The sequence below is a fragment of the Halorubrum miltondacostae genome, assembly GCF_041379815.1.
Taxonomy (GTDB): Archaea; Halobacteriota; Halobacteria; order Halobacteriales; family Haloferacaceae; genus Halorubrum; species Halorubrum miltondacostae.
The window spans coordinates 104702-129687 of the sequence record NZ_JBEDNY010000005.1 but is presented as its reverse complement, the minus strand read 5'-3'; the positions used below and the strand labels follow the sequence as shown (position 1 = coordinate 129687).

The following is a 24986-nucleotide window of genomic DNA, read 5'->3' as shown; positions in this document are numbered from 1 at the left end:
ATCGGGACAGCGCATAAATAATATATCGCTATATGGAATTAGACCTTGTCCGCCAATAACTCGAACACCTCGTCTGTTTCCATGCGGATCCGTCGCGGTCAGGCAATCTAGTTCCTAAAAGATCAGTTTGAGTCGTGGTAACTTATAGAGACGAACGGTCATGTTTATGATCTAGTTTCATTCCGAAGCGGGGTCACTCTTCGCTTAATTCCGAAAGCCGGGCTTGGATTTTCTTAGCATCCGCCTCAGAGAGCGCTTCTACACCGAACTGCACGAGTAGCGGGTAGAAATGGCGATTCTTCTTGAACTCGTCCTGCCCCGCCTTGCGGAGCTTCAGCTGGGACTCGAGGTAGGTATCCTCCATCTCGTCGAGGACATCGTCGGGAATGTAGATCGTTCGCCCGTTCCACTCGTCCTTGATATTTGTCTTCGTTTTGCTCGTTTTGTTCGTTTCACTCGTTGAAGTCGATTCGGTCGTCTCGGTCGATGAACTGGTTTCCACCGTTTCACTCACCTCAGTCGTTTCGCCGGAATCTGTCTCATCGTCCTCCTCTTCGTAGTTGCCCTCGATACCGGAAGCATCACCCCAGCCGTCGCTCATGCTTTCACCTCCTCAGGCGCGGTCTTCTCAAACGTCTCGTCAAACAGGTCGGCGATCTCGTTGAACAGGTCGCGTGTATCTTCGACCCGCTGGTTCTCCTTACCGAATCCGAAGACAGACACCCCCTTGCCAATCGACTGGGAGAGATCGGTCCGCTTCGGGATCTCGAACACGGGGAGGGAATACGCCGACTTGATCTCCTCGATGGTGTCGCGGTGTTCGGCGTTCTGCTCGACACGGTTACAGACAATCGCGAGCCGATTGATGTCTCCGTAGGCCTGTTCGAGAGAGCTCAGCTGCTTCGCGAAAATCTGGAGGCTGTTGGCGTTGAGCTTCTCGGGAATGACGGGGATCACGACGTTGCCGGTCGCGACGAGGGCGTTGTCGGTGAGGACGTTCAGGGATGGCGGCGTATCGACGATGATGTAGTCGTAGTCCTTCTCGAGTTCGTCGAGAGTCATCTCCAACCGCTCGCGACTCTTCGGCGCCTCAAGCAGGGTCTGGATATTTTTGTTGTTCGCGAGCTTCTCGCTGGCGGGAAGGATATCAAATTCCTCGTGTTCGACGATGATGTCGTTCACCGACTCCATCTGGTCGAAGTCGAGGACATCGAACAGCGTTGTCCGGTCGGTATCGTAGTACAGATCGTCGTAGCCCAGCGAGCAGGTGAGCCCTCCGTGATAGTCGATATCGACCAAGAGAACGTCGTGGCCTCGGGCAGAGAGTGCGCCGCCAGCATGAATAACGTCAGTTGTCTTCCCCGCGCCTCCCTTCTGATTCGCCACCGTGATTCGTGCGGTATTGGTGTCGGTCATTATCTTCGTTTCTCTCGTTGTGTTCGTTTCGTTCGTTTTGCTCGTTTAGTTCGGTGCGTTCGGTGAGGTGGTTTCACTCGGTGAGAGGATTACTACGATCTTAAAACCAACTGTTCGTTTCGCTCGTTGAATCAAACTCACTCGTTGCCATCAACACATTCGTTCTATTCGTTTTGTTCGTTTCTCTCGCTCTGCTCGCCTTGCTCGTTGAATTCGTTATAGCCGTTCCGCGTGTTTTAGCGGGGATCAGGGCTACTCGAGACAAGTGGAGAGATCGTGTTTTAAGTCTAGTCGGATAAGATTTTTAACTGTTACCGGATTATTGGTAACCACCAGATGTATGAGGTGCTCGACGACACGGCGGCACAGACTATCCTCGCCATGGACAGTGGTGATTCCATCCGCCGTGTCGCCCAGCACCTCCACACGCCGTATGAGACAGTAAGACAGGCCGTCAATCGACTCGAAGACGCAGGCTACGTATCCTATGATGACGGCCTCACTGTCGTCGACGACCAAGTACGCGACGCAGCCCGCGACCTCGTCGCTGCCAGCGCCGGCGTCAGTCCAGCCTCCATCGAGGAAACGTACGTCATCCCACAGTTCGGTGACTGGCCGTTCGCATTCACGCGGATCGACGCCGTCTACGTGTGGACCCAAGGCGGGTACCAAGTTGGGCGGAATCCGGATGACTATCCGCTGTTCTTAGCCGTACGTGAACAGGACGTCGACGCTTGGGAGGCATTTTTCGAATCATTCGACCTCCCCACCGCATTACAGCGACAGCCCCGAGAGGAGTTGGACGGACCGCTACAGATCGTTCTCGAGCCACGCCTTTCACTCGACATTGAGCATGTCGAAGGGTATCCGGTGATCCCGAGAGCGGGGACAATCGAGTATATGCGCGAGAACTACGCCCAGTTCCAGTCTGCGCTGGCAATGCTCGACCGGATGTACGAGGACCTCGACCTCGGCGTCGCGTATCGAGAGACCGAACGAGCGCAGCCATGATCTTCAACTTCTGTCGAGTGGAGTTTCCTGTCTGAATAGCAACGCAGCGGACACGGTGAGCGAGTAGGTTAACGAGAGTGTCGCTCCCATTCGTATATCAGAATGTTCCATGTTCTGAGGGCGCAGTAGGGCGGAAAAGAAACGGCAACCCGGCTTATTAGATAATTGTTTGATCTCAAAGATAGTTGCTAAGCCCCCTTCGTCAAATAGTAATACAAAAATTAAAGCAGTCGAATAACGCAGCAGGGAGTGGGCTTAGCGAGTAAGCGCAATACGTTCCAGCGGCTGTGCTGAATATAATCCGAGAGTCTCATACTCACACACTGGCTAATGAATGTCGTTGTCCGCCTCTGCTTGGGACTTGAAACTGAATTGCTGTCCCGCTATTTAGATCATCTACAGAGATATCTCCGCCCGCTTGCTTGATTGCCATCCGAATTTTCCAGATTCCAAGGGCACTACCGTGCATTAATGCGGACTCTTTGCCTGTTTCTAATACCGCAGCTTCTGCAGGTGGGATTCCGGGCCCATCATCTGCAATCGTAATTCTGATCCAATTGTTGTCGGTGTTAGATACCGTCACATCTACACTTGGTGTTTCTTCGGTGCTTGCCGCCACGGCATTATCAATTGCTTCGATGATTGCTTTTTTTATATACCCTGGGATGCGTCCGGCAAATGGAGTGTCTAGTGTTAGCGAAATTTCGGCTCCAGGGTGTTTAGATTGTTGTGACTTAACAATATCTGTTAATAAATCACTGGTTATTTTATGATCTGGTTGCTCAGATTTTAATTCAATTAACTTTTGAACTTCTTTCAGCTCATTTGTCATTTTTTCCCACGAGTCCAAGATATTTTTGACTCTATTTGCGTGAGACATACGCTCTTCATGAGAGGCCGCTGTCGCAGCCATCTGTGTCCAGCCATTAACTTTCATCAAATCGTTTCGCATGTTATGGCGCATCAACCGGTGGAGAACTCGGAGGTGCTCTCTTTGCCGCTGTTTGTCAGTTATATCGTAGCCAGCCACGATGAGCTGTATGACATCACCGTTCGCGTTAGTGACTGGCTTCGCTGAAATCTCAATAGTTCGAAGACCATCAGCACCCCTCGCTTCAGTTTCGTAACGAACAAATCCGCCTTCTTTTGCTTGTGCTATCGCATCTTGGATATTCTCTTGAACTTCTTCGGAGTGGGTCCACCACGAGATCTCGTCGAACGGCTTATCTACGACGGTGTCACGCTCAAGATCACCAAACTCTAGTGCCGTATCGTTGATCTCAATGATGCTCCCATCTAATCGTAAGAGACCGGTTATTTGGATCGTATTATTGAACAGGGTTTCGTACCGGTGATTGAGCGTTTGTTGACGGGCCGCGTAGTATCCGGCAGTAAACAGTACTAACGCGCCACCACCCCCGGAAACAAGCAATCTGAACTGCGGTTCTACGAGAGGCCGACCCTCAACTACCTGTACTACAATTGTCATTCCCGCAATAGTAGCTCCTACAAGACAACCCAGAATCGTCCAAATACCAACGGACCATTCTGTTGTAGGGGTCAAATTTCTCTGACGAAGCCAGTATCCTGCATATATTAATCCAAGACTGAGGCTCCCGTCTAAAAATAGTGCGATCGCCGGTCCAAGTCGAGTGGAGATTACATTGATCTCTCGCACGTGGTGGCCAACGGATATGGTCAATAGCAGACCACCGAGTATCATGACCGCGACTGATCCTCGCAGTCTAGACATACATAATAATGTAGACGCACCCACATACCGTTTGTTACCCCTCTGGACTTAGACACGTACTACTTTGTGGTCAATTAGTAGGGATGTGGAGGTTGATTTCTGTTCCCTTCCCACTCAGTTCAACCGAGATATCTCCGCCTATCTGTGTGGTGATCATCCGAACCATCCACAATCCAAGGCCCTGCCCATGATTAAGATCAGTTTCGTTTCCAGTCTCGAGGGCATGGGCCTCGATTTCTGGGAGACCGGGTCCGTCGTCACAGACACGGAGTTCAACCCACTCGTTTTCAGCTGGGGTGATCTCAATATTAATTGTAGCGTCAGTGTCTATTTTAGCTGCGTTCTCGACAAGTTCTCGGACAGCGTCAAGCAATATCGCCGGCACTTGTGTTGACGCGTCAACTGATATATCAGTTGAAATAGTTGCGGTAGGGTACTGTTCGTTGATCGGAGCCACGGCGTCCTCAATTAATGAGCCGGCATCAACACCAGTTCCTCTATTTGACTGTTGAGACGCTTGACGTATCTGTTTTATACGATCAATCATCGACTCCCACTTGTCGAATATCCGTTCGAGCGTTGCGAGATGTTCGGCACGCGTGCTCGGCTCTGGCTCCTCACTCATTTGCTGTGCCCAGCCACGAAGTTTTGATAAATCATTTCGCATATTGTGCCGCATCACCCGATGAATGACATCAATATGCTGGCGTCGGTGCTGTTGGTCGGTAATGTCGCGACCCTCTGCGACAAGCATAGAAATATCTCCTTCATCCGTTATGACCGGTTTTATTGAGAGGTCAACCGTCGCGAGACCAGACGCGTCTTGCATCTCTGCTTGGAATCGAACAGTCTCACCTTTTTTCGCTTGAATGATCGCATCCTGTACGTTATTTTGTGCTGTCTCTGAGTGCGTCCAGAAGGGGGTTTCGTGGAATAGATCTCCGACAATTCTATCATTTTGGTCGTTAGCGGGTATTATTTCACTGTCGTTCACCTCAATGACTGTTCCGTCAGGTTCCAATAACCCCGCAAACTGGAACGTCTGATTGAAGATACTCTCAAATCGCCGCGCACGCCGCTTACTGTTGGTAACATCTCGGAGATATAGTAGCATTCCGTTGATAGCGTCGTCGTCCAACATATTCCGGCACTGTAACTCAATATTGAGCCAGTCGTCGCTACCCGACTTGAATCGACATTCTGCCTGCTGGTCAGCATCCGTGTTTTCGACAGTAGCGAAAAACGTCTGCATCAACTGCTCGCGTTCAGTCTCATAGACGTAATCGAAGATATTCTCACCGAGCATTTCATTTGGGTCATACGCAAGAACAGTTTGTGCTGAGCCGCTAACGTAAGTAAACGTCCCGTCTGTCCCGACGACCGCGATCACGTCCTCGGACTCTTCAACGAACCGCTCAGTGCGACGCCGCTGCTGGCGTCGTTCAGTCATGTCCCGGACAATCTGTGCGTACCCATGAGACGTCCCCTCATCGTTCTCAAGCCGAACGTACCGTGTATCAGCGTAGAACTGGTCCCCATCAGCTGTCACCCGCCATCCTTCGTGAGAGCTCTTCCCGGTGAATTTGGCCTGCTGAAGTAGTCTCTCTGGGATCTTTGATTCTCGATCAACAGGCGGATGGAGTGTAGCGACATCCATCCCAAGTGCCGTTTCGTGATTGTATCCGAACAGTTGTTTGGCGCTTTCGTTCCACGTCTGGATCTGCCCGTTTTCATTGATTGCAAGGAATGCATACTCGTCAACGCTTTCGATCAATAATCGGAATCGTTCGCGCTCTGCAAGCAATTTCTGTTCGCGCTCTCTACGTTCAGTAATATCCTGCTGGATGCCGATGTAGTTCTCAACAGTACCGTGTTTGTTTGTAACGGGCGTGATTGAGAGCTGACTCCAGTACCGTGTCCCGTCTTTTCGATAGTTTTGAATGTCAAGTGAGACCGGTTCTTCTTGCCTAATCGCCTCGCGCAGCCTCTGTTTATTTTTTGGGTCGGTGTCGTCACCCTGGAGAAACCGTGGATTTTGGCCGAGTACCTCTTCTGGCTCGTATCCAGTTATTTTTTTGAACCCTTCGTTAACGTACACTAACGGATTGTCGTCTTTTGTTGCGTCAGCGATCTGGATGGCGACAGTGGCCTCATCCATCGCCCGCTCTTTCAGTTCCAGCTCACGCTCGCGTTCTTTGCGGTCCGTTTCGTCCCGGACAGTACAGACGAGGCGGCCATCGTCGATGATTGTCAGAGAGAGTTCAGCAGGGAACGTCGTTCCATCAGGCTTGGTACCCGTGACCGGCCCACGCCAGTGCCCGTCAGCTTCGAGGGCTGGGAAGACCTCGGTTTCGAACCGTTCGATCTCAGCGTCATCGTACAGTTTGCGCCAAGAGTTTCCAAGCAACTCCTCCTTACTCTCGAAACCGTACATCTCAATATGTGTCTTGTCAATGTGCGTGTATTTGTCATTTTTAAGAACTGCGACGCCATCAGCCGCCTGTTCAATAGCCTGCTGGAAAAGTTTGAGCTCACGCTGTTGATTTTGTTGCTCGGTCTCGTCGCGAGCAGTACATACAATCCGGCCGTCATCGATCAGAGTTAGGGAGATTTCAGTGGGAAAAGTTGTTCCGTCGGGACGTTGACCTGTGACCTGTCCGCGCCAGTGTCCGTCGGACTCAACTGCTGGGAGGGCTTCTGCTTCAAGCCGAGAGATCTCAGAATCGTCGTACAGCGTGTGCCACGTTGACCCAATTAGTTGTTCTTTGCTGTCAAATCCGTACATTTCGACATGAGTGTCATCAACGTAAACGTACTCCTCGTCGTCCAGAATAGCGACGCCATCAGCACCTTGCTCAATTGCTCTTTGAAACGAGGCCAACTGCCGCTCTCGTTCTTTTCTACCGGTAACATCTCGAAGGACACCAGCTGTCCCACGAAATTCATTTTCGCCAATTAATGCGATCCGGTTCTCGACAATAACAGGCTCGCCGTTACGCGATTTAAGTTCAAATTCCGATCGTTTTGACCGCTGATCCGTCGTGATTAGATCATCAATCTGCGATTGGATATGAGCGATGTCGTTTTGATCCATCCCAACTGATGGGTCTGCACCGATCACGTCCTCTCCGTAGCCAAATTCTCGCTCTGCGGCATCATTGACAAATGTGAATTTTCCATTAGCATCGAGCGCATATACTGGGTCATCAACCGCTTGAAGAATAGTCTCGTACCGTTCGACATTTATCAGTTGGTTCTGGTGTTCGATTTCAATCCCAATCCGCTGTGCGAGAAGGGTAATAAACTCGTGGTCGTCGCGGTTAAACGTCTCTGACCGCGGCTCGCTACTCGTAAAGTTGACACTTCCGTATAGATCTCCATCAACAAAGACTGGGACGCCGATATACGCGAGGCTGTTCCCTGACGCTGGATGGGTTCTGTAATTCTCCATAGACGCGTCGGCAAACGATACAGATTGGAGAAGGTCTTGATTGAGTGTGGCTTCACACAGTTGATCTGTAATATCGTGTGTCGTCTCTTTTTCGCGTTCAGTCGTCGAACCAACCGTGTACTCAATATCGATTGTAGAGTTCTCTACTTTCGTTAGAATTCCAGTGTCAAGTCCGACGTAATCCTGACCAAGTGAGAGTAGCTGTGTGACGATCGTCTCGTGACTATCTGTAGTTGTTTTAGGCTGATAGATTTGCTCGAGTGAGTCCGCATCAAATTCGACTGTGTGCTGTTGTTTGTCCTCATTTACTCCGTTATTTTGGGTCAGTCGGTCAAGCGCTGCTGTAGCCGCAGATGTGGCCTGGGTCAGCCGCGAAAGCTCACCACTGGGGAAATGGTCTTCATTCAACATACCAACTCGTAATACGCCATGTTCACCTACAGGTAGAAAAACCTCTGTTGGGGTACCTTCATTAGTCTCACTGAGGCTCTTTGTTTCCAAGTCAGTACGCCGCTGTGATTGGCCTTTCTCAATAACAGAACGTACAACTGATACTGACACAGCTTTTTGTCTAACATTTCCAAAGTTGTCTGTAGTTTTTTGTGGGCTAAGTTCTGTAGCCGGATCTGGTTCAGTACCATTTTTGTAGAAAGCAACCGCCGAGTTAGGAAAAAACGACTGAGCTAGCAACAGTAGGTTATTAACAACTATTTCACTTGACCTCGCGCCGCCAATGGTTTCAGCGAAGGCTAACGAATTAACTTCACTGCTTGATTGGCTGCTAATATTCATAAGTAACTATCGAAACAAGCGAATATTAATCTGTTGGATGATTTGGAGGTAGCGTTGCGATAAGGAACGAGACGGTCAAAAGACCGTGTGATTCATGATCCGACTTCGACCGCTTCACCGGCGATAGCAGTTGTATCTGCTCTGTCGAATCCGATGACAGCACGGAGATCACGATCTCTGAAGGCGCGATTATTTCGCTTTTCACCGTCGAGATATTAGATCGATCCACCTAATGATCTCGATACTGACTCTCTCTACAAAGATCCCATCCCCGAATTTTCTCGATAGCGCTCCTGAGTCAAGTACAGAGTGGCTCAATACCGACGCATCCTGCGGATTCAACTGAAGCGGTAGCGCGGAGTCCCCTTCCTCAAGCGCGAGCAGAGCGAGCGGTAGGGAGGGGAGGAGCGCGTTCGTATAAAAGAAGAACACTGAACTATAAGTAGCCCCGGAACTACATTGAAACTGTGGCAGACGACTACGTGCGTCGGACGGCAATCACCCGCCTCTCGGTAGAAGACGAGCAACGCGAGTTGCTCGAAGACACCATCACCGAGTGGAAGCAGGGTTGCCAAATCGCCACGGAAATGGCGTGGGGTAAGTACAACGCCAAGAGCGACGTACAGCCCCTCGCCTACGACGAGGTGCGCGAACACACCCCCCTCGGCAGTCAGCACGCGATTCTCGCCACCCACCAAGCCGCCCAAGCCATCACCGGCTGCATCGAACGGAAGGCGAAGGGAAAGAAGGTGGGTAAGCCCACCTTCACCGCACCCACGGTGAAGTACGACACTCGGACGATGACACTGTTCGATGACGACACTGTGTCACTTTCCACCACGGAAAGCCGAGTCCGGTGCGACCTTGTGCTTCCCGATGACGACGATGGCTACCAACGGCAGTACCTCGACTCCGATGAGTGGAGCGTTACGGAAAGCACGCTCACAGCCCGCGACGGCGATTACTTCTTGCACATCGGCTTCCGCCGACCCAAGACCGATATCGAACGGAACACCGCTGAGGACGGAACGGTTCTCGGGGTAGACCTCGGTATCAAAAACCTCGCCGTCACCAGCACCGCCTACTTCTTCAGCGGGCGGGAGCTAACCCACAACCTCCGCGAGTTCGAGAAAGTGCGCGCTGGACTCCAACAGACCGGAACACGAAGTGCACACCGAACGCTCGAACAATCGAGTGGTCGGGAACTTCGCTACGTCCGCGACGTGCTTCACCGGGCGTCGAACGCCATCGTGGACGAAGCACTTCGGTACGAGTGCGACGTGATAGCCTTCGAGGACTTGACCGACATCCGTGACCGCACAGGCGCGTCATGGGGGCACAAGTGGGCGTTCCGAACGCTCTACGAGCAAGTAGAGTACAAAGCCGAAGCAGAAGGACTCTCTGTGAAGCAAGTCGGGTCGGCTTACACGTCGAAGCGATGTGCTGAGTGTGGGTTCACGGCAGACGAGAATCGCCCGACTCGCAACGACTTCCGATGTGTGAAGTGCGGGTCAGAAGCGAACGCGGACTACAATGCAGCAAAGAATATCGGGATGCGGTATGTCCGTCGAGGCCAACAGTCGTCTCGGCGGACGGGCAACAGTCAACTTGCCCTCAAGTCTGGAACAGTGACGCCAAGTGGCGGATTCACCGCCCACCCAGATGGGTTTGAGACCGAGTTCACGGACAAGCCCCACCCTCAACGAGCGAAGTCGTCAGACTGAGCGAAGTAGGGTGGGGTAGTTGACCAGAGCAGTACCGACTATACCTCCTCTGACGTTTTCTCAAATTCGACATCGATAACCTCGAACCGGGCTCCACCGTCATTCCCGCCTGTGACACGAATCTGCCAGTCGTGAGCGGTGATGATCTCTTTGACAATACTTAGCCCGAATCCGGTTCCCTCTGCCGATTTTGAGTATCCGGTCTCAAAGATATCATCATATTCGTCGGACGAAATACCCGGACCATCGTCCTCAATATAGAACCCGTCGTCAAGTTCCCCGACCGTCACAGTCACATCAGATCCGCCGTGTTCGATTGCGTTTCGAAACAAGTTTTCAAACACCTGCTTGAGGCGGCTTCTATCTGCAAATATACTCCGTTCGGTATTGTTGAATAATGCTGCTTGGCCCGTGTCAACGGTCTCCCAGCAGCTATTAATCATTGTATCGAGATCGAACGACTGTGCGTCAGTCACTTCTTTTCCTTCACGAGCTAGCGTCAGAAGATCGTTGATCAGCGTCTCCATCCGCTTGAGACCTTTCTTTGCCTCATCCAGATAGTCGCTGTCACATTCTATGGATGCCATTTCAATTCCCCCCGTGGCGATTTGTAGTGGATTTCTTAAATCGTGTGAAACAACACTTGTGAACTCCTCCAGCCGTTTGTTTGTGCGCTTGACCGACTCACGTTCGGTGATGTCGATATACATCGCTACCGTTCCGATGATTTCACCATCTGCTGTACGACGTGGTACCGAGCGCAAGAGAGCCTCTACCACCTCACCATCGTTAGCCACTAGATCGCGCTTCTCTCTGGAGAACTGACCGTTAATTGATCGGCTATATCCTCCAGATTGTAATTCTTTTTCTGACTCAGATGTGTAGAATTCTGTGAGTTCGCTGCCGGTTATTACGTCCGCATCGTATCCAAGTGTCTCGACGAACTGGCTATTGTAGTCCTCAATAATCGGCCGGTCGTCCTCAGATCGAGTGAGAACCGTCATTACTGGGGCTTCCTCGAACAGCGTTCGGTACTGTAATTCATATTTATTCGCCAAATGCTCCAGTTCCTCTGTTTGTTGTTCTAACTGCTGTTTGCGTTCTATTCGTCTGGTGATGTCGGTCGTGATACCGGTAAGCCGAAACGGATCGCCGTTCTCGTTGGTGATTACTTCGAGGCGGGCCTGTACCCAGCGTACCCCACGGTCGGGATGGTTAACACGGAACTCCTGCTCGATTGGCCACTCTACTGTTCCATCTTTTTGGGCTTCCAGATTTTTGAGCAACTCGCCCTTGTCATCGGTATGGACGTGTCGCAGCCAAGCCGTCGGGTCATCATAGGCTTCCTCAGGTGTAATCCCATAGATTGTTTCCACTGCCGGATTCACGTACTTGGTTTGGGAGTAGTCAGTTGGTAATAAGAAAAACGCGTCTTGGACATTACCGGCAAATCGTTCAAACCGCTCACGGACCATCCGAAGCTCCTGTTCGCGTTCCTTTCGCTCGGTGATGTCTTGGAACGTCCCTTGGACGGCGAGGATTTTATCATCTTCATATTCCGGTTCTCCAAGGGCGCTTATCCACCGCACATCATCCTCTGCTGTGAGAATTCGCACCTCCAATTCGTACGGTTCGCCCTCGGTTGTGAGACGGTTGATGGCTTTTCGAAGGGTCTCTTTATCCTCCGGATGGTAGGATTCAATTGCGTCTTCGAATGTCACATCAGTCTCCTGTGACACCCCGTGAATGTGGTACATTTTATCTGACCATCTCAAAGACTCTGACTGTATAGTAAATTCCCAACCACCGACAGCTGCAACTTCCTGTGTGTCTCGCAGAAACTGACGGCTCCGTTCAATTTCCTCCTTTCGCTGCTTTCGTTCTGTTACATCACGGTATAGCCACAGAATCGCTTCTCCTTCTGGCAGGGTGTACGGCACGTAATCGCGTTCAACAACGCGATTGTCTGCGAGGGTGAGATCCTCGTTTTGAACCGCCTCCCGCTGTTCAATCCGATCTGCTATGCCTTGAATAAACCTCTCTGGATTGGCGAACTGGTTTTTGAGCTCTTCAGCTGCCGCGGCACAGTCACGCCCAACAAGTTGGTCACTATCGATAGGTTTGCCAAGTGTCTCGCCCAGTAGGTCATTTGCCATGAGTACGTCACGTTCGGCATCTTCAACGAGCACACCCATCGGCAGGTTCTCAACGATTGTACGGAGGACAGTATTCGTCTGTTTAAGTTTCTGTTCGCGCTCTTTGCGCTTAGTGATGTCCCGGTTTGTATAAATAAGGCCGCCATCGTCAAGCAGTGAGAGTGTGATTTCCTGAGAGACAGAGGTCTCGTCGCGTCGCTTGCCCACAGTCTCGCCTCGCCACTCCCCTTTATTTTCGACTATTGGTAAGACCTCCCGTTCGATCCGCCTAATCTCGTCGTCACCATACAGTCGTTGCCAAGTGCTGCCGATGAGTTCATCGGCATCGTACCCGAAGATATCGGCGTGGGCTTGGTTCATGTATATATACTCGCTGTCCTCATTCAGGATCGATATCCCGTCCATCGCTGCCTCCATCGCAGCAGACTGGATCTCTAGTTCGTTTTTTCGTTCTTTGCGTTGAGTGATATCAGTAGAGATTCCGAGCACAGCGCTGCTATCGGTCTCTACCGGGTCGTAGGGTATCTTTGTCGTCTCCAAGAGCCGCGTTTTTCCGTCAGCAGTCGTAAATACTTCTTCGGGGATGTGTTTAGACTCGCCGGACTCAATAACGGCCTGATCGTCGGAGCGGAACCGGTTGACTTCTCCCTCAGAGTCAGCGAAGTCGGCATCTGTAGAACCCTCGAGGTTATCGACGCTGGTTCCGTACGCGTCGGCAGTGGCCTCGTTTGCTAGCAGAAACTCACCGGTCTCGTCTTTGGCGAAGACGAGCTGTGGGAGCATGTCGATAATTTGGCGCAACCTGTCGCGAGCCGCTTGGGCATGCTCCCGTTGACGCTGTCTTTCCACGGCATTTCGAATCTGATTGGCAAGCACAGTGTACTGACCTGTTCCAGACTCCTTTTGTAGGTAGTCAGTCACACCGGCAGCGATTGCGTCGCTTGCGACCGCTTCACTCCCTTGACCTGTATAAAGAATAAACGGCAGCGCGGGGTGATCCTCGCGTACGTTTTCGAGGAATTCAATACCGTTCTGGCCGGGCATATCATAGTCGCTCACGATACAATCGAAGTCATTTGCGGCAAGTCGATCTAGCCCTTCACGAGCGCTTGTAGACGTCTCAACAGTAAATTGGCTCTCTTGTTCAGACAGTATGTCCGCTGTTAGTTCCGCAAGAGCGGAGTTATCATCAACGAGAAGGACCGAAATGCCTGTTGACTCAATCATGTATAATAACCAAACGGTGCCACATATAGCCCTTCGGAGGAAATTTTCATTCGAGATAGTTCGCCGACCTTCTTCCCGCTACATATCAGAAAAATATTAGTCAATAACAAAACAAAACAATAGAAGCAGTGTATTCCGACGGGCGACAAAAAGAGCTTGTTATACAGATCCAGGAAGAATACCTGACCCTTCAGGGTCGGGATGAACAAGACAATACTCTACATGACCCACGTCCGATGGCATTCCTGAGTTTTCAAAATCTGTAGCTTCGAATATTTTTACTTCGTAATAAGGGTAAGATCAGGTCGGAACCTCGTGTTCAGATAAGCTGATTCCATGCGAATGCGAACGATCTGAGCCACATATCAGCAGTTTCTGCTTTGGCGTTGCTGAAACAGTTTGAGAAACTGGTAGTTCTGCGTTTTATTTCACGAAAGATACGTTTAACGCTGTTCCGATTTCCATGTCGTTCGTATCTGAAATCGAGGTCGTGTTTCTCACAGGCTCGGTGAAGTGGAACCGCTCCATCAACGAGAAAGATCGCGTCATCTACGTCGTGTTTCTCCCGGAGTTCCGCCAAAAACTGATCTGCGATCACGTTCGTTCTTGTCGGTTCAAGCTTTGTATGGAGTAAATCGTTTGAGTCGGGATCGACGGCGGCGTACAGCCAATATTGTTCATCATCAAGCTGAATCACGGTTTCATCTACCGCAACATGATTCGGGCACCGACCAGATTCCGGCTGTAGATCGGCTTTGTGAACCCAGTTATGAACGGTGGATCGAACCCGATCAACACCGAATACCTCAAGAACCGAAACAGTATTCGAAAGAGATAGTCCTGCTAAATGAAGCTGAATACTGAGCTTCATCAACAGCCTCGGTGTTGCCTCTCGCTCCACAAACTCTAAGTTGATCTCGTCTAAACAGCCGCTGAGGCGGTCGTTTTCGGGCGTAGAACACTTTGAAAACGCACCGCCTCACCTTTCAATCCTTATCTGAACACCGTCGCGGGAGTCACCGTCGGCACTGCCGGTTGTCTTGGTGTCCTTGGCAGTAGTGGCGCCGAAGGAACCATTCTCGGACCGCCGGAGCAAGACCTCAGCGAGGCGTCATTCCCGAGCTACGGTGACAACATGCCCGAGTTTACTGTCCCCGACCCGATCCACGGTGAGGAGATATCGACGGCCCAGTTCGAGGGCGAGCGCGCGGTGCTGTGGACATCATTTTACACCAACTGTCCGGATGGGGTGTGTCCCGCACTCATTCTCCGGCTTCGTTGCGGACAGGAGGCCGCCGCTGAGGCGGGGTACAGCGACCAAATCGCGTTTCTCCCCATCACGTTCGATCCCGAGCGGGACACCGCCGAGGTCCTCCGTGAGTACGCCGGCCAGCAAGGGGTTGACCTCAACGCGGGTAACTGGCACTTCCTCCAGACAGAGACCTACGAGCGGGCCCAAGAGATACACGACGAGCACTTCGGTCTGAAGATCGAGAAGCAACCAGCAGATGACATCGAGAATCTAGAGTACTGTTTCCCGCACTACGGGCTCATCATTCTTGCCAATAAGCAAGGGATCATCGAGCGGGCGTACCCACGGGGCCCGCGAACCGACATCGACCGGCTCGTCGACGACCTCGAACGAGTGGCCACCGCGTGACAGTTCTTGGGTTCTGGGAGGCCAGCTACTGTCATTTTCCGCATTGTAGTTGTTGATTGGAGCCCGTCGCTTGTATCGAGCCAGCGAAATGTGACCAGTACTCGGTTAGTGCCCCATCGCACCCCCGAGAGGCTGGTAATGCGGGAACATCGGATGCGGGAGGTGAACACCGAGCGCCATCAGTCCGTGCGCGAACAGCACATACCCCAGCACGACGAACACCACGCCGAGCAGCCGATGGACGCGTCGCCGATGGGAAACGTCGATCGACTGGATAATTGTCCCGTAGAGGAAGATGGCTGGAATCGTCCCGATACCGAGGGCACCAAGAGCGATTCCTCCAGTGGTGGGGGAGCCGCTCGCGAAGGCGAACAGATAGGCGGGATACAGCATCGGGCAGGGCAGAAGCGCGTGGACGGCGCCGAGGCCGACAATACTCGGGCTGTTCACGTGTCGGTGAACTCTCGTCGTAAGCCACGACGTGACGCGCTGTACGCCGGGTATTCGGATATCGCCTCCATTCCCCCCGATGACGTACCGAACGCCCGTTGCCACAATGAATCCCCCTACCGCGAGACCGACAGCACCCCGCAGGAGATCAGCGATCGGTGTCAGCTGGTCAGCGGTGACGAACACGACGCTTCCGAGCGCGCCGAAGATGGCCCCAAAAATTGCGTACGTCGTCGCCCGGCCGACGTTGAACAGGAAGTGCTGGCGAACCTCGTAGGTCGTGAGATGACCGGCACGCCCGTCGTTGGCCGTCACCGCCCCGCCGTCAGGTTGCGGCGTCATTTGCTTCGAGTACATCGTCACAAGCGGACCGCACATCCCGATACAGTGCGCGCCGCCCAGTACGCCGATGAGGACGAAAAGCACGACGTCAATCCGGAGGACCGACTCGATCATAGTCGTTCTCGGTTGCGTACGGGTTTGTGTCGTCTGGTGTGTCTCTCGAACAAGACCAGACAGATACCGCGGACATGTTACGATAGGCGAACAAGAGGTCGTGCTAGACTAGAGACGCTCGCAAGCATCTGGAGTGTAGCTTGGCGCAACAATTCTTGACAGTGGATGCGAATACACCAACAATGACAGACGAAATCGACATCCCAACCGAGCCGCAGGCTGCGGTCGACGCACTGGCGGCCCATCTAACTGCGACCGCAGATCGCCCAGTCCCGCCAGCGACGAACCGATGGCTCGGAGAGGCTGAAGCCGTCGCTCGCGATGCTACTAGTGATAATCTTGACACCCAAACCAGACAGAAACGGGTTCGGCAAGTTGCTACACTGCTTGAGTCGGCTGACGAAACGGACGATGCCGTCGCCGACCGCCACATCGAAGCGGCGATTGAATGCTGTCGAGTCGTTCTCGATAACGAGTGATAGCAACCCCGTTTATACGGAAGAGCCCTCTCGCCACGTGTTAAGTTCTACTAGGTAGAGAAACCAAATTAAACTACACAAAGTTATCTAGTTTTGTTAAAGAAACCATTATAAGTTACTAACGAGTGTTCCAGCGCACCACATTTATATTCGTAGTCTCTGAAGAATACTTTGATGAGCTCAAAACAAGACGACCTCAAGGAGACGAACACTGAGGCCCGCTTCGAGTTCAAAAAAGAGGAGAAATCCGCCTTCAAAAGCGAGAAGGGGCTCACCGAGGAGACGGTCCGCGTCATCTCGGAGGACAAAGACGAGCCAGAGTGGATGCTGGAGCGCCGCCTGCGCGCACTTGAGCAGTTTCAGGAGATGCCGATGCCCACCGACTGGCCCGGACAGCCGGACCTGAGCGAGGTCGACGTCGACGAGATCGTCCCCTACATTCGGCCAGACGTCGACGTTCGTGCCGGCGTCGATGACTGGACGGAGCTCCCGGACGACATCAAGGACACCTTCGACAAGTTGGGCATCCCGGAGGCCGAAAAGAACGCGCTCTCGGGCGTCGGCGCGCAGTACGAATCGGAGGTCGTCTACCAGAACATGCAGGAGCGCTGGGAGGAGAAGGGCGTCATCTTCTGTAACATGGACGAGGCCGTCCAAGATCACGAAGAACTCGTCCGCGAGCACTTCATGACGAAGTGTGTCCCCCCGAGCGACAACAAGTTCGCGGCGCTTCACGGCGCGATCTGGTCCGGCGGCTCGTTCGTCTACGTGCCCGAAAACACCACAGTAGACATGCCGGTTCAGGCGTACTTCCGGATGAACTCCGAGGGGATGGGTCAGTTCGAGCATACGCTCATCATCGCTGAGGAAGGATCTGAGGTCCACTACATCGAGGGCTGTTCCGCCCCGAAGTACTCGAAATTCAATCTTCACTGTGGCGGTGTCGAAGTCTTCGTCGACGAGGACGCCCACGTCCAGTACTCGACCGTCCAGAACTGGTCGAAGAACACGTACAACCTCAACACGAAGCGCGCCATCGCCGAGAAAGGCGGGCGCATGGAGTGGATTTCCGGGTCGATGGGGTCGAAGGCGACGATGCTGTACCCCTCGACGATCCTGAAGGGCCGCGGCGCCTCGGATAATCACATCACCATCGCCTTCGCTGGCGAGGGCCAAGACATCGACACGGGTGCGAAGGTGTACCACAACGCGCCGGACACGAAGTCAACGGTCGAGTCGAAGTCGATTGCGAAAGACGGCGGCCGCACCAACTACCGCGGCCTCGTCCACATCGCAGACGGCGCGGAGAACTCTTCGACCGCCGTCGAATGTGACGCGCTGATGTTCGACAATGAGTCGACGTCGGACACCATGCCGTACATGGAGATCAACGAGTCAAAAGTCGACGTCGCCCACGAGGCGACCGTCGGCAAGATCGGCGACGAGGACATCTTCTACCTCCAGTCGCGTGGTCTCGATGACGACGACGCCAAACAGATGATCGTCTCCGGGTTCATCGAGCCGATCACCGAAGAGTTACCCATCGAGTACGCCGTCGAGCTGAACCGGCTCGTCGAACTCGAGATGGAGGGCTCGCTCGGGTAGTAGTTCGTCTGGACTACGCCACCCTTATCGAGAAATTCTCATGGCTATCGATCCACAATTCGAAGCGAACCGCGATGTCGCTGAGAAACACGAGGGGCACCGAGTCTGGGGGCCAGTCGACGAACCGGAACAGCAGGGAATCCACGGCACACACGTGGCTGTCGACTTCGATATCTGTATGGCCGACGGTGCCTGCCTCGAGGACTGTCCCGTCGACGTGTTCGAGTGGACGGATACACCGGGGCACCCCGAGAGCGACATCAAAGCCGATCCGATTAACGAGACACAGTGTATCGACTGTATGCTTTGTGTCGACGTGTGTCCCGTCGACGCCATCGATGTCGATCCCGGACGAGCGGGGCGCCTGTGAGGGATGATTGAGGAACCACTTATGACCCTCCCACTCCAGTGCTACCGGTGCGGGGCAGAGTACACCTATATCGGTAAGAGTCCACATTCCGCACAGTGCCCAGCATGCGGCTCCTCTTGCGTTCCGCCGGCTGGCAGTCTCACCGTCGTCAACAGCGTTCACTGGGAGAGTGCAAACGGGGTCGCGAAAGTCTGGGTCCACAGTGTGGATGAACGTGACCGACCGTTCGAATTCGAAGTCGCTGCACACGGTCGCCGTGGCAAGTTGGTTGCGATCAAAGTTGACGGCGTACCGATTAACCCACAAGTCGACGAGACACTGGAAACGCTCCCACCAGCAGTGAAGGCCCAAATCGAAGCACAGGGAATAACAGACGTCGATATCGCGACAGTCACGAACTCGAAAGCATGATACCAAGCCAGATTACGCAACGACCGACACCCGCGAGCATCGGCTCGAAGGATGTCCTCTTACATACGGTCGAAGGGGGACGGTAAGGTGATGAGTACTGACATCAGATTCACTGACTTCAAATCCGACGAGCAGCCAACATGGTGTCCCGGTTGCGGGGATTTCGGCACCATGAACGGGATGATGAAAGCCCTCGCGAACACCGGGAACGACCCGGACAACACGTTCGTCGTCGCAGGGATCGGCTGTTCCGGAAAGATCGGGACCTATATGCACAGCTACGCACTTCACGGCGTTCACGGTCGCGCCCTTCCCGTGGGAATCGGGGCGAAGCTAGCGAATCCGAACCTCGAAGTGATGGTCGCCGGCGGCGACGGAGATGGCTACTCGATTGGCGCTGGCCATTTCATCCACGCGGTCCGCCGCAACGTCGATATGACATATGTCGTCATGGACAACCGCATCTACGGCCTCACGAAGGGGCAAGCCTCGCCAACATCGCGTGAGGACTTCGAAACCTCGACGACGCCCGAAGGGCCGAAACAGCCGCCGGTCAACCCACTTGCGCTCGCGCTGGCTGCCGGCGGGACGTTCATTGCCCAGTCGTTCAGTTCGGACAGCCAGCGCCACACCGAGATCGTTCAAAAAGCCGTCGAACACGACGGGTTCGGCTTCGTCAACGTCTACAGCCCTTGTGTGACGTTCAACGACGTCGATACCTACGACTACTTCCGAGACACGATTGTCGATCTCGCCGAGACAGACCACGATCCGACGGCTTACGATGACGCTACAGACATGATGATGGATGGAAATAAAGAGTACCAGGGTGTACTCTATCAGGACGAGCACTCGGTTGCCTACGAAGAGCGTGAAGGGCTCTCAGACAATATGGCGGTCATACCCGACGGAGCTCCGGACAATGCAACGAATCTCGTTCGGGAGTTCTACTGATACACATGCCTGATTGTGCTACCTGTGGCGAGCATATTTCTGCTCAGTTTGTACATGTGTTCGGCGACAAGGACGGCGTCGTTCTTACATGCCCGTCCTGCTCGCCCAATGCTGGTATTGGAAAGGAAATACGACAGTGAACAGAGGATATATGAAGATTCTCTCTCTATTGGGCCCTATTCACTCGTATTGTCACCCATGGGCGGCATGAGCCGTACAAATTATCAAAGCAAGCGAAGAACACTATATGACCTAAATGACCTTTTCATTTGACACGACTTACAAAGAGTTAGACTCGGAGCTGTATTCGAGAGTGACACCGAAGAGTATCGCTCATCCCGAAATTGTGGTTCGTAACGACGAGCTATGCGCTGACCTTGGGTTGGATACAGCGAAACTTGATGCAGAGATGCTAGCAGGTCAAGATCGCTTGGAAGAACCGATCGCCCAGGCATATGCGGGCCACCAGTATGGGACTTTTACGATCTTGGGCGACGGGAGGGCGATGATACTCGGCGAGCACGTACACGATGGGAGTAGATACGATATTCAACTGAAAGGGTCTGGTCGAACGCCTTACTCTGGAAGAGGCGATGGAAACGCAACTGTCAGCTCGATGCTCAGAGAGTATCTGTACTCGTATGCGATGCGGAATCTACACGTCAAAACATCGAGGAGTCTTGCGGTCGTCGAGACTGACGACGTGGTCAACCGACGCCGGACAGAACCCGGAGCCGTCCTAGTCCGAGTAATGAATAGCCACATTCGGTACGGAACCTTCCAGTACGTCGCAGCCCGAGCATCCGACGAACTACAGCAGTTCACTGACTACGTAATTGACAGGCACTACCCGCAACTACATAAAAAAGATCGTACATATGTAGAGTTCTTCGATGTAGTCATGCAGTCAGCGATCGAAATGGTTGTTGACTGGTTGCGTGTCGGATTCGTCCATGGTGTGATGAATACGGACAACATGAGCATCGATGGAGAGACGTTTGATTACGGACCCTGCGCCTTCATGAATTACTACGACGAGGAGACGGTCTTTAGCTCAATCGATAAGCACGGGCGATACGCATTCGGAAACCAGCGACCCGTCCTGCGGTGGAATCTCGACCGGTTCGCGGAGGCACTCCAACCGCTGTGTACACAGTCAGCGCTCACGTATGGTGAACTCGAAGCCAAGCTAGACGAATTTGGGGATCGATTTGATGCGCAGTACTACGCAATGATGCAGAAGAAGCTGGGGATCGGCTCAGATGGCGAGGAAGAGCTCGTCGATGAATTCCTGGAGTGGCTTCGCAAAACGAACGCAGACTACACTAATACATTCCTCGAATTAGAGGCACCCAAGACGTTTGATGACCCGGTGTTTACAACTGCGGAATTCGAGCAGCTGAGGGATAAGTTGGCTGCGGTCGGCCTGAATGAGGAGTTGATGCAGGAGGTCAATCCGCGGTATATTCCCCGCAATTATCTAGTTGAAGAGTCACTGGATGAGTATCTCGAAACTGGAGAGCTATCCAAACTCAAGCAGTTACTGACCGTGTTGGAAACCCCCTATACTTCAAAGGATATGGGTTCGCAGTTCCAGCAACCACCGCCACGAGAGTTCGATGCCGAGTATACAACGTACTGTAACACATGAGCGGACGTCATCAAATCAACACAGTCATCAGTTCAGCATGGTCTCAACAAACTTTCCAGCAGCTATCAGTAACGAGGTGAGTTACCCCAAAGCGACGCTCAAGGTGGTGTTAAATTAGAGGGAGAGGCGGGCGATTGTAAGTTCCTATGCCAGAGTTCGACCGCCTCAGCAAACGTATCATATGTATTGACTTGTCGTTTGTGGAACTAGACCGAGCCCTGCGTTGGGCGATTGAAGTAGGGATCTTGGGTTCCTAAAGGCCGGATACCGTCGTGTTTCCCCTCGTAGTCGTTGCTGGGAGCCGTTACCTGTATCGAGCCAGCGAAAAGGATCCAGCGCTGGGTCAGTGCCCCATCGTGCCCCCGAGGGGCTGGTAATGCGGGAACATCGGGTGTGGAAGATGGACACCGAGCGCCATCAGCCCGTGCGCGAATTGGAGCCGTGCTGAATACAGAGCGGTATCGGTCACCGGTCTACCCGCTGAGAAACGGGACTGGGGATCGGTCAGTACAGGGGACTCACGAATCACTTAACAGAGTCTGAATGGGTATCACAAGCCAGTCATCCGTCAATTAGTGCCAATTTCTCACGTTTCTCGGCTGGGATTGGATTTGCGTATGTCACGTCTTCACCCTCACACAAATCGTCAAAATCGCCGTCAGTCGTAATCAAGTAATCAGCATCGTACGCTCGCGCAAGCGCAACGATGAACGAATCGTAGATGTCGTGATTTTTCTCCGCACTGATTTCGTATGCCTCAAGCAACGTTGTCTCTGTGGTATTGACGATTCGTGCGGGGCTTCGAATGAGTGATTGAATCGCGTTTCGGGCAGCAACTTCATCGACTCCAAAATTGCTTGTCATCACATACTGTGCTCGCAATGGGTAGTAATCGAACACAAGCAACACGTTCGGCCCATCAATTGCGTTCTGTATCCACGGATACACCTCGTTATGTGCGGGGTGATCATCAGTAAGCGCAATCGCAAGCACGTTCACGTCTGTAAGAACCGTCACTTCGGTCGGGAGAGAATCAGTCATCGAAGCGTCGCTCACTGATCCATCGGCCCGAAGAGCGTTTCACCGGCATCAGTTGGTGTTGTGTCCTCCCATGTCTCCCGACCAGCTGTTGCGGTCTCCAGCTTTGAGCTCGGTTTCGGGTTGACTTCGAGGACAGACCCGACGAGGGTCGCCGGAATCTCATCGTTTGATTTGATCCCCAATCGGTTACGAACCTCTTTTGGGAGTGTTACCCGCCCCCGATCATCCACTTTCAGGGTGAGCTCTTCTCCGTTAATCGCCTCAAATGAAGTTTTTCCCATTTTGAATCACCTATTTCCCACTACTATACTGACATACAAAACTCTTGCGCCATTTGAACTGCTGATCAGTTCGCAAGCGAATCCTACCGGATGATTCAGGATATAGGCGGAGAAAATAACATTGCTCAGGTGCTGACTACATCCTCTGTATCTCGCACAGCGTTCTTGATAGATATTGAATAGATCAACCGACTAATCGGTACGTCAGTTCCCTGTACTGAGCGATTCGGCTCTGTTGAAATCCTATTCTTCAGATATATTCTCGCCTGAAACAGCCGGTCGATGAAAACTGTATATGTAACCGCCCCAAATTCTGATTATCTGGTCTTAAGATATGTATCCAACTCTTGCCGCACCCCATCGACGGTCGCGTCAGTCGCCTCTGCGGGTTGTTTTGTGATCATCCAATCCTTGAGCGTGAGGACCGACCACGGAGACACGTAGGACGTTCGGGGAAGCTGCCCCCGTTCGAGCCTGTTGGTGGTGAGTTCAACGGCCTCAGTCCGAGCTGTCGTCGTGATCACAGTGATCGAGGCGAAAGCCCTCGGCTTTAGCCGTGGGATGAAGCCGACAACAGGGAAACGTTCCACGCTCGGACGCTCGGCTGGATATTCCACCGTTCTGAACCACCAACATTTACAAACCTGAAACAGCACGTTACACGTGTAATGGTCGAAGTGAGCGTGGGAACCACGTTCCGCAATCCCAGCCGCTCCCGCCGCCAAGAGTGGCAACGCGCCACCCATCTCCTCCGAGAGTGCAAACAATGGCTCGTAGACGGCTGGGAAGACGACTCGCTCACCTCGTCCGTGACGACTGGCGACATCGACAACCCACTCTACTCAGCACTCCAAAACCAAGCAATCCGGAACGCGAAAAGCGACTACGACGACGAACCCATCGAATACACGGGCGAACAGCCCATCGAAGTCAACAACCAGAACTGGGAGATCGACACGACAGCCAACGGGTCTGTCGTTATTGGGTTCCCGTGTGTTAGTGAGTGGTGGTACACGCCAATCCACGTCCACGACAGCATCCAAGAACCCGTCCATGCCCTTCTCGATGGTGAAGCGGAGAAGACGAAACTCAGCGTCTGGCGGGAAGGTGACGATTGGCACTGCTCGTTCACTGTCGAATACGACGAAGAGCAAGCAGGCGAAGAAACTCCGATCGGCGTTGATGTTGGTCACAACTACATCCTCGCGGCAACGCCAGACGACGCGAGTGCTGAGTCGTTCCTTGTGAGTGGGAAAGAGTACAAATTCGTGCGGCGATACTACCGTTCCCTTCGTGATTCGCTTCAAGAGGCGGGTGCGCTTCGCGCACGTGACCACGTTGGTAACAAGGAGTACCGCCGCATACAAGACGCGAATCACACCCTCTCGAAACGACTCGTTGAATACGCCAGTCAATTCGAAAATCCCGTCATCAAACTCGAAGAACTTGACGGCATTCGTAACGGTAGCGAGTGGAAGGGTGTCCACTCGTGGCCGTTCTTCGAACTTCAACAGTTCATCACGTACAAGGCTGAGAAAGTAGGCATCCGCGTTGAGAAAGTAGATCCTGAGAATACGAGTCAGGAGTGTAGTCAGTGTGATGAACTTGTCGGGCGTGACGGGAGTAAGTTCGAGTGCCCGCACTGTGGGTATGTGCGGCACGCTGACTTGAACGCGGCTGAGAATATCAGTCAACGAGAGGGTAACCCATGTACGGCGTAACACTTCGGGTGACGCGAACCGTACAGCCCAGCAGGCTGAACACCCTGCCGACCGCTTCGCGGTCGCCTGCCACGTGCAGGTGGGAAGGCCGCTTTGACCCGGCTCCACGCGCTGGAAAGCACGCCCTCGGTAATAATCGGGCGGCGACCTGTGACGCTGGCCACGCGAAAGCGTATCTGAGCCGCCGAGGAAACGCGCAACCCTAATATCCCCATCGGGGAATCCCACGGCTTCAGCCGTGGGAGGAAGTCAAGGCCGCGATGTACTCTTCTCCGTGGAAGGGAACAGTATCGTTTGAAAGGATTAGGTACGGTCGCTTTGGAGCGTTTCCGAACGGGTCCTCTGCGATGACAATAGCGCCCTGCGAATACGCCATT

Annotated in this window: 20 protein-coding genes and 1 pseudogene; 11 read left to right on the top strand and 10 right to left on the bottom strand. The window is 53.0% G+C overall.

Annotated features, from left to right (window positions below):
• Positions 1–193 precede the first annotated feature (193 nt).
• A complete protein-coding gene (locus ABNG04_RS14035) occupies positions 194–601 on the bottom strand; it encodes a DUF8160 family protein (RefSeq protein ID WP_371163018.1) in 408 nt (135 codons plus the stop codon).
• A complete protein-coding gene (locus ABNG04_RS14030) occupies positions 598–1416 on the bottom strand; it encodes a ParA family protein (RefSeq protein ID WP_371163017.1) in 819 nt (272 codons plus the stop codon). The genes ABNG04_RS14035 and ABNG04_RS14030 overlap by 4 nt, the downstream gene beginning before the upstream one ends.
• Positions 1417–1752: 336 nt before the next feature.
• On the opposite strand from ABNG04_RS14030, the gene ABNG04_RS14025 reads away from it, so the two are divergent.
• Positions 1753–2427: a helix-turn-helix domain-containing protein gene (locus ABNG04_RS14025; protein WP_371163016.1), complete on the top strand. Its 675-nt coding sequence runs from the start codon at positions 1753–1755 to the stop codon at positions 2425–2427.
• Positions 2428–2743: 316 nt separating this feature from the next.
• Here ABNG04_RS14025 and ABNG04_RS14020 read toward each other — a convergent pair whose 3' ends face one another.
• Both ABNG04_RS14020 and ABNG04_RS14015 read right to left on the bottom strand, forming a co-directional pair.
• Entirely contained in the window at positions 2744–4150 is a 1407-nt protein-coding gene (locus ABNG04_RS14020; RefSeq protein ID WP_371163015.1) for an ATP-binding protein, read from the bottom strand.
• A 100-nt stretch (positions 4151–4250) separates the two neighbouring features.
• Positions 4251–8423, bottom strand: a complete 4173-nt coding sequence (locus ABNG04_RS14015) for a PAS domain S-box protein (RefSeq protein ID WP_371163014.1) — start codon at positions 8421–8423, stop codon at positions 4251–4253.
• 467 nt (positions 8424–8890) lie between these two features.
• Here ABNG04_RS14015 and ABNG04_RS14010 point away from each other — a divergent pair, with 467 nt between their 5' ends.
• The gene (locus ABNG04_RS14010) at positions 8891–10147 is read left to right on the top strand and encodes an RNA-guided endonuclease InsQ/TnpB family protein (RefSeq protein WP_371163013.1); all 1257 of its coding nucleotides are present in this window, start codon (positions 8891–8893) and stop codon (positions 10145–10147) included.
• A 38-nt stretch (positions 10148–10185) separates the two neighbouring features.
• On the opposite strand, the gene ABNG04_RS14005 is transcribed toward ABNG04_RS14010, so the two are convergent.
• Both ABNG04_RS14005 and ABNG04_RS14000 read right to left on the bottom strand, forming a co-directional pair.
• Positions 10186–13530: a PAS domain S-box protein gene (locus tag ABNG04_RS14005; RefSeq protein ID WP_371163012.1), complete on the bottom strand. Its 3345-nt coding sequence runs from the start codon at positions 13528–13530 to the stop codon at positions 10186–10188.
• Between the two features lie 319 nt (positions 13531–13849).
• Complete coding sequence (locus ABNG04_RS14000) at positions 13850–14446, bottom strand: IS6 family transposase (protein WP_371163110.1); 597 nt, start codon at positions 14444–14446, stop codon at positions 13850–13852.
• Positions 14447–14527: 81 nt separating this feature from the next.
• On the opposite strand from ABNG04_RS14000, the gene ABNG04_RS13995 reads away from it, so the two are divergent.
• The gene (locus tag ABNG04_RS13995) at positions 14528–15190 is read left to right on the top strand and encodes an SCO family protein (protein ID WP_371163109.1); all 663 of its coding nucleotides are present in this window, start codon (positions 14528–14530) and stop codon (positions 15188–15190) included.
• A gap of 105 nt (positions 15191–15295) precedes the next feature.
• On the opposite strand, the gene ABNG04_RS13990 is transcribed toward ABNG04_RS13995, so the two are convergent.
• Positions 15296–16096, bottom strand: coding sequence for a sulfite exporter TauE/SafE family protein (locus tag ABNG04_RS13990; RefSeq protein WP_371163011.1), 801 nt, complete (start codon positions 16094–16096; stop codon positions 15296–15298).
• A gap of 182 nt (positions 16097–16278) precedes the next feature.
• On the opposite strand from ABNG04_RS13990, the gene ABNG04_RS13985 reads away from it, so the two are divergent.
• The 7 genes from ABNG04_RS13985 (at position 16279) to ABNG04_RS13960 (ending at position 21566) form a co-directional block, all read left to right on the top strand.
• A complete protein-coding gene (locus ABNG04_RS13985) occupies positions 16279–16575 on the top strand; it encodes a DUF8152 family protein (RefSeq protein ID WP_371163010.1) in 297 nt (98 codons plus the stop codon).
• A gap of 174 nt (positions 16576–16749) precedes the next feature.
• Positions 16750–18180, top strand: coding sequence for a Fe-S cluster assembly protein SufB (gene sufB / locus ABNG04_RS13980; protein ID WP_371163009.1), 1431 nt, complete (start codon positions 16750–16752; stop codon positions 18178–18180).
• 40 nt (positions 18181–18220) lie between these two features.
• The gene (locus ABNG04_RS13975) at positions 18221–18550 is read left to right on the top strand and encodes a 4Fe-4S dicluster domain-containing protein (RefSeq protein WP_371163008.1); all 330 of its coding nucleotides are present in this window, start codon (positions 18221–18223) and stop codon (positions 18548–18550) included.
• Between the two features lie 3 nt (positions 18551–18553).
• Positions 18554–18961, top strand: coding sequence for a hypothetical protein (locus ABNG04_RS13970; protein ID WP_371163007.1), 408 nt, complete (start codon positions 18554–18556; stop codon positions 18959–18961).
• A gap of 90 nt (positions 18962–19051) precedes the next feature.
• Positions 19052–19915, top strand: coding sequence for a 2-oxoacid:ferredoxin oxidoreductase subunit beta (locus ABNG04_RS13965; protein ID WP_371163006.1), 864 nt, complete (start codon positions 19052–19054; stop codon positions 19913–19915).
• A gap of 5 nt (positions 19916–19920) precedes the next feature.
• Entirely contained in the window at positions 19921–20055 is a 135-nt protein-coding gene (locus tag ABNG04_RS18060) for a DUF7563 family protein (protein ID WP_445972120.1), read from the top strand.
• Between the two features lie 116 nt (positions 20056–20171).
• A complete protein-coding gene (locus ABNG04_RS13960) occupies positions 20172–21566 on the top strand; it encodes a protein adenylyltransferase SelO (RefSeq protein WP_371163005.1) in 1395 nt (464 codons plus the stop codon).
• Between the two features lie 343 nt (positions 21567–21909).
• Here ABNG04_RS13960 and ABNG04_RS13955 read toward each other — a convergent pair.
• From ABNG04_RS13955 to ABNG04_RS13945, 3 genes and pseudogenes are all read right to left on the bottom strand, one after another.
• Positions 21910–21996, bottom strand: a pseudogene (locus tag ABNG04_RS13955) (sulfite exporter TauE/SafE family protein); the annotation flags it as partial.
• 131 nt (positions 21997–22127) lie between these two features.
• Entirely contained in the window at positions 22128–22607 is a 480-nt protein-coding gene (locus ABNG04_RS13950; RefSeq protein WP_371163004.1) for a type II toxin-antitoxin system VapC family toxin, read from the bottom strand.
• Positions 22608–22618: 11 nt separating this feature from the next.
• Positions 22619–22888 carry an AbrB/MazE/SpoVT family DNA-binding domain-containing protein gene (locus ABNG04_RS13945; RefSeq protein ID WP_371163003.1) on the bottom strand — a complete coding sequence of 90 codons (270 nt, stop codon included), beginning with the start codon at positions 22886–22888 and terminating at the stop codon, positions 22619–22621.
• A gap of 668 nt (positions 22889–23556) precedes the next feature.
• On the opposite strand from ABNG04_RS13945, the gene ABNG04_RS13940 reads away from it, so the two are divergent.
• Entirely contained in the window at positions 23557–24609 is a 1053-nt protein-coding gene (locus ABNG04_RS13940; RefSeq protein ID WP_371163002.1) for an RNA-guided endonuclease TnpB family protein, read from the top strand.
• Positions 24610–24986 lie beyond the last annotated feature (377 nt).